The 10,416-nt window shown below is 64.2% G+C and carries 9 protein-coding genes; 5 read left to right on the top strand and 4 right to left on the bottom strand.

The genetic code is table 11. From position 1 onward, the window contains the following. Window positions 1-15 precede the first annotated feature (15 nt). The 3 genes from LY622_RS03300 (at window position 16) to LY622_RS03290 (ending at window position 5,452) form a co-directional block, all read left to right on the top strand. A complete protein-coding gene (locus tag LY622_RS03300; protein ID WP_234289579.1) occupies window positions 16-1,980 on the top strand; it encodes a polysaccharide biosynthesis protein in 1,965 nt (654 codons plus the stop codon). Window positions 1,981-2,112: 132 nt separating this feature from the next. Continuing rightward, window positions 2,113-3,966, top strand: coding sequence for a glutamine--fructose-6-phosphate transaminase (isomerizing) (gene glmS / locus LY622_RS03295; RefSeq protein ID WP_234289578.1), 1,854 nt, complete (start codon window positions 2,113-2,115; stop codon window positions 3,964-3,966). Window positions 3,967-4,153: 187 nt separating this feature from the next. After that, window positions 4,154-5,452 carry an O-antigen ligase family protein gene (locus tag LY622_RS03290; RefSeq protein ID WP_234289577.1) on the top strand — a complete coding sequence of 433 codons (1,299 nt, stop codon included), beginning with the start codon at window positions 4,154-4,156 and terminating at the stop codon, window positions 5,450-5,452. On the opposite strand, the gene LY622_RS03285 is transcribed toward LY622_RS03290, so the two are convergent. The 4 genes from LY622_RS03285 to LY622_RS03270 all read right to left on the bottom strand — a co-directional run bounded on the left by LY622_RS03285 (window position 5,394) and on the right by LY622_RS03270 (window position 8,795). Continuing rightward, the gene (locus LY622_RS03285) at window positions 5,394-6,041 is read right to left on the bottom strand and encodes an alpha-ketoglutarate-dependent dioxygenase AlkB family protein (RefSeq protein WP_234289576.1); all 648 of its coding nucleotides are present in this window, start codon (window positions 6,039-6,041) and stop codon (window positions 5,394-5,396) included. The genes LY622_RS03290 and LY622_RS03285 overlap by 59 nt on opposite strands. A 4-nt stretch (window positions 6,042-6,045) precedes the next feature. After that, the gene (locus LY622_RS03280; RefSeq protein WP_234289575.1) at window positions 6,046-6,951 is read right to left on the bottom strand and encodes a LysM peptidoglycan-binding domain-containing protein; all 906 of its coding nucleotides are present in this window, start codon (window positions 6,949-6,951) and stop codon (window positions 6,046-6,048) included. Window positions 6,952-6,953: 2 nt separating this feature from the next. Next, a complete protein-coding gene (gene yihG, locus LY622_RS03275; protein WP_234289574.1) occupies window positions 6,954-7,823 on the bottom strand; it encodes a 1-acylglycerol-3-phosphate O-acyltransferase, YihG family in 870 nt (289 codons plus the stop codon). 78 nt (window positions 7,824-7,901) lie between these two features. Continuing rightward, on the bottom strand, window positions 7,902-8,795 hold the full coding sequence (locus LY622_RS03270) for a LysR family transcriptional regulator (RefSeq protein WP_234289672.1): 894 nt from the start codon (window positions 8,793-8,795) through the stop codon (window positions 7,902-7,904). Window positions 8,796-8,922: 127 nt separating this feature from the next. Between LY622_RS03270 and LY622_RS03265 the strand changes: the two genes are divergently transcribed. Further along, window positions 8,923-9,621, top strand: a complete 699-nt coding sequence (locus LY622_RS03265) for a CoA transferase subunit A (RefSeq protein ID WP_234289573.1) — start codon at window positions 8,923-8,925, stop codon at window positions 9,619-9,621. A gap of 75 nt (window positions 9,622-9,696) precedes the next feature. Beyond that, window positions 9,697-10,359: a CoA transferase subunit B gene (locus tag LY622_RS03260; RefSeq protein WP_234289572.1), complete on the top strand. Its 663-nt coding sequence runs from the start codon at window positions 9,697-9,699 to the stop codon at window positions 10,357-10,359. Window positions 10,360-10,416: the final 57 nt, after the last annotated feature.

The raw sequence follows: 10,416 nt of genomic DNA, 5'->3' as shown, positions 1-10,416 counted from the left end.
CATGGAGAGACCCTCATGCGAGATCTTTTGCAACCGTTGTTTCGCCTGCCGCGGCGGAAGAAGCGCATCATCCAGCTGGTAGTGGACTGCTTGTTGATTACCTTGAGCTTTCTGCTTGCCATGCTGCTGCGCCTGGAGAATTGGGCGCCGCTGGGCGAACCGCGTACCTGGGCCGCGCTGCTGATAATGATTCCGCTCAGCCTGGCGATCTATGTTCGTCTCGGCTTCTACCGAGCGGTGATTCGCTATCTGGGCCCGAAGGCGATTCGTGCCGTCTTCATTGGCGTCACGGTATCGGCGCTTTCGTTGCCGCTCGCCAGTTACCTGTTCGCCCTGGGGATTCCCCGTTCGGTGCCGTTCATCTACGCCATGCTGGCGCTGCTCACCATCGGCGGCATACGCTTCGGCTTGCGCGCCGCCTATCTGCGCAGCCAGATCCGCCACAAGCCAAGGGTGGTGATCTACGGGGCCGGTTCCGCAGGGCGCCAGCTCTCGGTGTCGCTGAGCCACGGCCAGGAGTATCTGCCGATCGCCTTCGTCGATGACGCTGTGGCGTTGCAGAACACCTATATCGAAGGGCTCAAGGTCTATCCCCCTCGTCAGCTCGGCTACCTGGCCGACACCTATGGTGCCGAACGCGTGCTGCTGGCCATGCCCAGCACCGGCCGTGGGCGCCGTCGTGAGATCCTCGCCGAGCTGGAGCCCCAGGGTTTTCCGGTGCAGACCATACCCGGTGTCGCCGACATGGTCACTGGCCGTGCCCGGATCAGCGAGGTTCGCGATGTGGCGCTGGAGGACCTCCTGGGTCGCGATCCGGTGCCGGCGAATCCGACGCTGATGGACGCCAATATTCGCGGCAAGGTGGTCATGGTCACCGGCGCCGGCGGTTCCATCGGTTCGGAGCTGTGCCGGCAGATCCTGCGCCATGGCCCGAAGCAGCTGCTGCTGTTCGAACTGTCTGAGTTCGGCCTCTACAGCATCGAGCAGGAGCTGCAGCGCATTGCCGAGGCGGAAGGGCTCGATGTCTGCATCAAGGCGCTGATGGGCTCGGTGCAGCACCGGCAGCGGCTGGCGACAGTGATGCGGACCTTCGGTGTCAATACGCTGTATCACGCCGCCGCCTACAAGCATGTGCCCATGGTCGAGCACAATGTGGTGGAGGGCATACGTAACAACGTCTTCGGTACCCTGGCAACGGCGCAGGCCGCCATCGCGGCCAAGGTCGACACCTTCGTCTTGATTTCTACCGACAAGGCGGTGCGCCCCACCAATGTCATGGGCACGAGCAAGCGACTGGCAGAGCTGGTGTGCCAGGCATTGGCCAGTCACCAGTCCGACACCCGGTTCTGTATGGTGCGCTTCGGTAACGTGCTGGGGTCGAGCGGTTCCGTGGTGCCGCTGTTCCGGACCCAGATCCAGGCCGGGGGGCCGATCACCGTTACCCACCCCGAGATAACCCGCTATTTCATGACCATTCCCGAGGCGGCACAGCTGGTGATTCAGGCCGGTGCCATGGCCCGCGGTGGCGATGTCTTCGTGCTCGACATGGGGGAGCCGGTGAAGATCGCCGAGCTGGCCCGACAGATGGTGCGCCTGTCGGGGCTAAAGGTCTGTGATGAGCGTCACCCCGATGGCGATATCGCCATCGCCTACAGCGGCCTGCGTCCAGGCGAGAAGCTCTATGAGGAGCTGCTGATCGGCGATGAGGTCTCGCCGACCTCCCACCCGAGGATCATGACGGCACGGGAGGTCTACTGGGAGTGGGCAAGGCTGGAGGCCTATCTCGATCGATTGTTCGACGCCTGCCGTGGTTTCGAGCACAGCGCGATTCGCGATCTCCTGGGCGAGGCGCCTACCGCCTACCGTCCCCAGGGAGAGATCGTCGACCTGGTATGGAGCGAGATGCGCCGCGGTTCGCCCGGCGAGCGCCTATCGACCTCGCCGGTGACCCCGCTGCGCCCGAAGCTGGCCCGCCAGTAGTGATAGGTCACATCGCAACCATGACACATCGCAACCACGACATCTCTCAACGACAAGCTTTCGCCACGGCGTTGCCGACATTGGCATTGAGGTCCGGCATCGTCATGAGGCGCCATTAATGGAGAAATCAATATGTGTGGCATCGTAGCTGCTGTGGGCACGGATAACGTGCTCCCCATCCTGATGGAAGGCCTCAAGCGTCTCGAGTACCGAGGCTATGACTCCGCCGGCGTTGCGCTGGTACAAGCCCCCGGGCGGCTCGGCCGGGCCCGTGAGGTCGGCAAGGTGGCGGCGCTGGAGCAGGCGCTGGTTGCCGCCCCGCTGACGGGGATGACCGGCATTGCCCACACCCGTTGGGCGACCCATGGCAAGCCCAGCCAGGACAACGCTCACCCCCATATGTCGGGGCGTGTCGCCGTGGTTCACAACGGCATCATCGAGAACCACCTGGCGCTCAGGGCGGAACTCATGGCCGATGGCTTCGTCTTCACCTCCGAAACCGACACCGAGGTGATGGCGCATCTTGTGGAGCGTGAGCTGCAGCGGAGCGATTCGCTGCTGCAGGCGGTTGAGCGGGCAGTCGCGCGCCTCGAGGGGGCCTATGCCCTGGGCGTGATCGATGCCGAGGCGCCGGATCGTGTGATCGGGGCGCGGCAGGGCAGTCCGCTGGTGGTCGGTGTCGGCGACCATGGCTGCTACCTCGGCTCCGACCCGCTGGCGCTGCTGTCGGTCACCGACCGCTTCATCTACCTCGAGGACGGCGACCTGGTGGTTGTCAACCAAGGTGGCTGCACCGTGCACGGCTTGGCGCCGGACGGCACACGCCAGGAGGTGGTTCGCGAGGTGATGCGCTTCGAACACGACGACCTGGCGGTGGGCAAGGGGGAGTTCGCCCACTACATGCTCAAGGAGATTCATGAGCAGCCGGTGGCCGTGGCCAATGCACTGGAAGGGCGCCTGGGCGCCGACCGGGTACTGATCGAGGCGCTCGGTCCCCAGGCCCGTGAACTGCTCGCCGATACGCGCCAGGTGCACATCGTTGCCTGCGGCACGAGCTATCATGCCGGCCTGGTGGCGCGCTACTGGATCGAGGAGCTCGCCGGCGTGCCCTGCCAGGTGGAAATCGCCTCCGAATATCGCTATCGCCAGGTGGTGGCCCCGCCGGGAACGCTGTTCCTGGCCCTGTCGCAGTCCGGTGAAACCGCCGACACCCTGGCGGCACTGCGTCATGCACGTCGCCGCCAGGGCGACGACGCCTACATTGGTAGCCTGGCAGTCTGCAATGTGCCGGGCAGTTCGCTGGTGCGCGAGTCCGACCTGTCACTGATGACCCATGCCGGCCCTGAGATCGGCGTGGCCTCGACCAAGGCCTTTACCACGCAGCTCACGGCGCTGATGCTGGTGACGCTGGCATTGCGCCAGGTACGTGGAGGCGATCCCGAATTGACCGCGAGGCTGGTGCATCGGCTGCGCTATCTGCCGACCCTGCTGGGCGACGCCGTGGCACTCGACGAGGAGATCAGGGGGATTGCCGACGGCCTGGCCAGCCACCGCCACGCCCTTTTCCTCGGTCGCGGCTCACAGATGCCGATCGCGATGGAGGGCGCGCTCAAGCTCAAGGAAATCTCCTATATTCATGCTGAGGCCTATGCGGCAGGAGAGCTCAAGCATGGGCCCTTGGCGCTTATCGACGAGACCATGCCGGTGGTTGCGCTGGCGCCGATGGATGATGTGCGGGAGAAGCTCAACTCCAACCTGCAGGAGGTGCGTGCCAGGGGCGGCGAGCTCCTGGTGTTTGCCGACCCGGAGAGCGGCGTGGTGGCCGGGGAGGGCGTGACCGTCGTGAACGTCCCGGCGTGCTGTCATTACCTGGCCCCGATCGTCTATACCGTACCGCTGCAACTTCTGGCCTATTATGTGGCAGTCGCCCGCGATACCGATGTGGACCAGCCACGTAACCTGGCCAAGTCCGTCACGGTGGAGTAGGGCGTCGACAGGGAGGTGAACCGCTTGTCGTGAAGGTCGCCTGTCAGTGCTTCCCGGGTAACCCATGGGGCACTGGCAGGCGTGTGACGATGGAGTGAACGGCCCGGGGGAGCCTCGTGTCCGGCCAGCATGGCGGTATGCGGCGGCTGCCTCGACAGGCGAAGGATTCAGCGGATGAGCAGACGATATGATCGAGAATGAACAGTACCGACCGATGCCCCTGATGCTATCGCGACGTCTAAGAGACCAATGCCATGGTCCCCTTGCGGCCATGGCATTGCTGTTTTCGGCCTTTGCATACCTTGTCCTGCCCTGGCCTCTACTGGTAGCGGTGCCGCTACTGCTGATCCTGGCCGCCCTGGCCGCAGGCAAGGATCAGCTGGATGGCTTTCCCCAGCGCCAGGACAAGGTGCTGATGATGGTGCTGCTGCTCTATGGCGTGTGCTGGGTGGTGGTGGAATTGGCACATGGCATGCGATTCAAGGGGGTGCGCGATGCCTGGCCGATCTGGCTTGCCATGGTGACACTGGTCGCCATGGTCAGGCTCAAGCCTTCCGCCGTCTGGTTCTGGACCGGGCTTGCCCTGGGCAGTATCTCCGCCGGGGCCTGGGCGTTCTGGCAACGCATTATCCAAGGCACATCCCGTGCCGATGGGCAGGATCCCCTGCATGCCATCCTGTTCGGCAACCTGGGGCTGATGACCGGGCTCTTGTGTCTCGCCGGCCTCAGTTGGGCAATGACCCGTAACGAACGCTGGCGATGGATCCTGTTGATGGCCCTGGGAGGGCTGGCAGGGCTAATGGCCTCGGCAATGTCCGGCTCGCGGGGCGGCTGGATCGGCTTGCCGCTGGCCATCTGGGTGCTCTATCGCGGCCATGGCAAGCGCCTGTCGCTACGCTGGCGGCTGATGGTGGGGGCCTGCCTGCTGGCACTGCTGGGCAGTCTCTACATGATCCCCCAGACCGGCGTGGCAAAGCGCGTGCACAACGCAGTGAGCGGTGTGCAGCAGTACGTCGCCGGTGACGACGAGATGACCTCGGTCAGCGCACGACTCGAAATGTGGAAGGGCGCCAGCCAACTGATTGCCGAGCGGCCGATCGTCGGCTGGGGGACCCGTGAATACCGTGCCGCCATGCGTGAGCGTGGCGCCGAAGGCGCACAGGATCCCTCGCTCGGACGCTTCTGGCACGCGCACAATGATGTGCTCGACGCCTGGGTGAAGCGAGGATTGCCGGGCTTGCTGACCCTCCTGGCGTTGTATATGACGCCGCTGTGGCTCTTCGCCAGGGGTATCGGTAGCGCCTCCGGGGAAAGGCGTGCCCTGGCCGTGGCCGGCACCTTGCTGCCGGTGGCCTTCATCGACTTCGGCTTGACCTACAGCTTCCTCGCCTACCCCATGGGCGGGATGGTCTACGCATTATTGCTGGTTATCCTGTGGGGGCTGTACCGACGCTCGCCGCCCGAGCCGCAACATGGCGAAAGGTAAGGCTGACCCTGAGCCCGGGTATCTTGCGGGGTAACAGCGCATGCTGGAGCTGCTGCTGTACCCCGGGCCCCATCAGCAGGAGGCTGTCATGGGGCAGCCAGACGTTGAACGCCGCGCCTGAACCCTGGCGCCAGCGCATGCGCAACGGGCGCTCGGCTCCCAGGCTGACGGCCGCTATCAGCGGCTCAGGGCCGAGTTCGGGTTCATCGTCGCTGTGCCAGCCCATGCGCTCCTCGCCATTGGCGTAGCGGTTGAGCAATACGCTGTTGAAGGTGGCGGCTACCCCGGCAGTGGCCAGGCGCGCGACGACGGCATCTCGGATCCTGGCAACATCGGGATGCCATGGCTCGGGATGGAAAACGTGCCCCGAGTAACGGTAATGCGTCTCGTCATCCCCCATCCACACCTGCCGGCGGGGTATCGGATGCTCGCGGCCGTAGAGCCGCAGGCGTGGCTGCTGCCACGCCAGTTCGTGATCCAGTCGTGCCAGGGCGGCGCTCGCCGCCGGCTCCCCGAGCAGGGCGGGAAAACGCTGCAACAGGGGCCTGCGGAGCAGGGTGTCGCATGGCTGCGGGCTCGGTGTCTGCATGGCCTCAGCGTAGCACCCGCCGCGGATCGATCGGTTTGCCACCCAGGCGCAGGTCGAAGAGCAGGTCGAATCTCTCGGTGGTGTTGCTGTAACCCACCTCGCACAGCGGTGTCCCACGGCTGACCCGGGCGCCATCGTCGACCAGTATCGTATCGCACAGGGCGTAGACGCTCTGCAGGTTGTCGGCATGGTGCACGATGACCACCCGGCCCAACTGGCGCATGCTGCCGGCGAAACGTACATCGCCATCGGCGACGGCCTTGGCGTTGGCTCCACGGCCGGTGGCGAGCAGCATCGGCTGCAGCGTGCCGCGACTGTCGCTGCCGAAGGCGCGCACGATCCGGTAGTCGTCGAGGGGCCAGGGCCAGTTTCGCGCGGAGCCGGGCAGCGTGTTGGTGTCGGGCGCCGGCGGCGTGGCGCGTGGCGCGCTGCTGCTACCGCTGCCGCTCGAACCGGCGCTGCTTCGCGAGCCGCTCGCGTTGGCAGGCGCTGTACGGGCAGTCCCTCCCTGCAAGGGCACCTGGATCACCTGGCCTACCCGCAGACGCGTGGGTTCGATGCCCGGGTTGGCCGATTGAATGCGAGCCGGTGTGGTCGCGAAGCGTCGGGCGATGCCGGAATAGGTATCGCCGGGGCGCACCTGGTAGCGGTAGGGGCCGCCGGACGGGGCCCGCTCCTGTTGAGTCGGCACCAGCAGGCGCTGACCTACCGCCAGCCGATTGGGGTTGGCATCCGGATTGAAGCGCTGCAACCGCGCCAATGGCACGTCCGCCCGGGCCGCGATGCTTCCCAGGGTGTCGCCACGCTGCACGGTGATCCAGCTTCCGGCGATGCCGGGATCGCCGCTGCGCTGTACGTTGCCGCTCCCGCCACCGCTGGCACAGCCGGCCAGCAGGAGCAGAATGGCCATCGTCAGCGCGAGTCTAGCGCCTCGTCCTTTTCCTGCCACAGGGCATTGAGCCATGAGTGGAAGCGCTCCTTGTAGTGCGGGTCGTCGTAATAGCTGCCTTCCTGCATCCAGGCGGGCACGTCGATAAGGCGTGCCTCGACCGAAATGGGCCCTTCACGGCCGCACAGGAATCCCCAGAAGGTTGGATTGGGATTCTGGTAGCGCAGGGTGAAATCGAGAATGCCGCTGAGTCGGTCGCCGAGCAGGTTGAGGACCTGGGCAATGCCGCCGGCCTTGGGTTTGAGCAGATGCCGAAAGGGGCTATTCTGCAGGTCTCGCTTGGCCGGCGTAAATCGCGTGCCTTCAACGAAGTTGAAGATGGCGATCGGCATTTCGCGGGCGCGCTCGCACATACGCTCCGTTGCCTCGCGGTCGATGCGGGCGAGCTGGGGTTTGCGCGCCAGCTGCTGCTTGGTATAGCGGCGCATGAACGGGTACTCCAGGGCCCACCAGGCGAGTCCCACGATGGGCACCCAGATCAGCTGCTGCTTGAGGAAGAAGCGGGGCATGGGAATACGCCGATGGAGCCCCATCAGCAGCATGAAGATGTCGGTCCAGCTGCGGTGATTCGACAGTACCAGCCACCATTGGTCGCGGGTGAGCCCCTCCGGTAGGCTCATGCTCACCTGGGGCTTCAGCCAGTGGCGCATCCACCACAGGTTGAAACCGATCCAGTTGAGTGCCACGCCATTGAGCCCACCCAGGATGAGTCGACGTAGCCGGCGCCCGGGCGTGATCAGCTTGAGGGCGGTCAGCAGCACGAGGGGAACTCCCCAGAACAGGGTGCTGAGAATCAGCAGCAGCACGCTGACGATCCCCTTCAGGGTCGACATGCTTCACTCCTTGCGTCTGTTTCATGACAGCCGCTCATGCTAATGGATCAAGGATGGGCTGCCCAGCGCTACCTGCTGTTACGTGTCGGTTCGCTGAAGGGTGGTCCGAAGCACCTCATAGAGGGCGCGAGCGGCGGTAGAGAGTTCCTGGCCGGCACCAATGACCACGCCGACCGTGCGCCGTATCTGAGGGTCGTGCAGGGTCACGCAGCGCGCACCCAGCTCATGCATCTGTTCCCGGCAGAGGGCCGGCACGGCGCTGACCCCCAGGCCGCTGGCAACCATTCGACCTACGGTTGCCAACTGATGGCTTTCGAAGGCGACGGGAAGTTCGGTACCGCGCAGTGCCAGGGCCTGCTCCATCAGGATGCGTACCATGGAGGGGCGCTGAAGGGTGATGAAGTCGTGGTCGAGCAGGACGTTCCAGTCGATGGCCTCGGCATCGGCTAGCGGGGAGTCTGGAGGCACAACGGCGACGAAGGTATCGTCGAAGAGGGGCAAGAAATCGATCCCTTCGCTGGTTTCGGGTTCGAAGGCAATGCCAAGTTCGACCTGTTGTCGGCGAACCATGTCGATGACCTGCTCGTTGATCACGTCGTGTACCGTCACGTTGACCCGCGGGAACTGCTCGCGGAAGACGCGCAGGGCACGAGGCAGGCGATTGCAGGCGATCGAGGGCATGGCGGCAAGGGCTACGCGGCCCAGCTGCAGCGTGAAACGCTGGCGCAGCAGGTCCTCGGCATTGTCCCAGTCGGCAAGCAGCCGCTTGGCCATGGGCAGCAGTGTCTCTCCTTCCGGCGTCAATCGAACGCTACGGGTGCTGCGGATCAGCAGGGCGCCGCCTAGGGTCTCCTCCAGCCCCTTGATGGCGAGGCTTAGAGCCGGCTGGGAGAGGTGGAGTCGCTCACAGGCCTGGGTGAAACTCAGGGTCTGGGCGACGGCCTGGAAGGCGCGGAGCTGCTTGATGGTCATGGCCATGAGTGATTTATTTATTATTCCGATTAATTGATAAAAAAAACAAACTTAACAAATATATTCGTCGGGTCAACACTGATCAGGTACTGTCATCTTTCATCTCACAACAAGACGAGGCTTCGCGATGGCCGGATTCGACAAGCGCGTATATTCCTACGAAGAGGCAATGCAAGGCATCGAAAGCGGTATGACCGTGATCGCCGGCGGTTTCGGCCTGTGCGGGATCCCGGAAAACCTGATTGCCGAGATCAAGCGTCGGGGCGTCAAGGACCTGACCGTGGTCTCGAACAATTGCGGCGTCGATGGATTCGGCCTCGGCCTGCTGCTGGAAGACCGTCAGATCAGCAAGATCTATGCCTCCTACGTTGGCGAGAACGCCCTGTTCGAGCAGCAGATGCTCAACGACGAGATCGAGGTCGTGCTGACGCCCCAGGGCACCCTGGCCGAGCGCATGCGGGCCGGGGGCGCGGGAATTCCGGCCTTCTATACCGCGACCGGCTACGGCACGCCGATCGGCGAAGGCAAGGAGGTTCGCGAGTTCAACGGACGCCACTATATCCTCGAGGAGGGCATCACGGGCGATTTTGCCATCGTCAAGGGGTGGAAGGCCGACCGCTACGGCAATGTGGTCTATCGCCACACGGCGCAGAACTTCAATCCCATGGCCGCCACCGCTGGCAAGATCACCGTGGTCGAAGTGGAGGAGATCGTCGAGCCGGGTGAGCTGGAGCCCAGTCAGATCCATACGCCCGGGATCTATGTCGACCGGATCATCCAGGGCTCTTTCGAGAAGCGCATCGAGAAGCGCACCGTTCGCGACTGAACCGCGACTTTCCATGGATTCGATTCGAGCCTTCCGGCCAGGCCGGCGTGGCTCACAACGACAAGAGGCAAGAAGATGGCACTGACTCGCGAACAGATGGCACAGCGCGTGGCACGCGAACTCCAGGATGGCTTTTACGTCAATTTGGGCATCGGCATCCCCACGCTGGTTGCCAATTACATCCCCGATGGTATCGATGTCATGCTGCAGTCCGAGAATGGACTGCTGGGAATGGGGCGTTTTCCCACAGAGGAAGAGGTCGACCCGGACATGATCAATGCCGGCAAGCAGACCGTGACGGCGCGCCCGGGGGCGGCGATCTTCTCCTCCGCGGAGTCCTTTGCGATGATCCGCGGCGGCCACGTGGACCTGACCGTTCTCGGTGCATTCGAGGTGGATCAGGAGGGCAATATCGCCTCCTGGATGGTTCCCGGCAAGCTGATCAAGGGCATGGGCGGCGCCATGGACCTGGTCGCCGGTGCCGATAACATCATCTGCACCATGACCCATGCGTCCAAGCACGGTGAATCGAAACTGCTCGAGAAGTGCACCCTGCCCTTGACCGGGGCGGGCTGCATCAATCGGGTGCTGACCGACCTTGCCTATATGGAGATCGAGAATGGGGCCTTCATCCTCAAGGAGCGGGCGCCGGGCGTCAGCGTGGAGGAGATCGTGGAAAAGACAGCGGGCAAGCTGGTGGTGCCCGAGCACGTGCCCGAGATGACGTTTGACGCCTGACCCTCGTTAGCCGATACCCCACCGAAGCCCGGACCTGCAGGTCCGGGCTTCTTTGTC

Source organism: Halomonas alkalisoli (assembly GCF_021412585.1).
In the GTDB taxonomy this organism is placed as follows: Bacteria; Pseudomonadota; Gammaproteobacteria; order Pseudomonadales; family Halomonadaceae; genus Halomonas; species Halomonas alkalisoli.
Note: the sequence above shows the minus strand (reverse complement) of the source record. Positions and strands in the feature narration are given on the sequence as shown.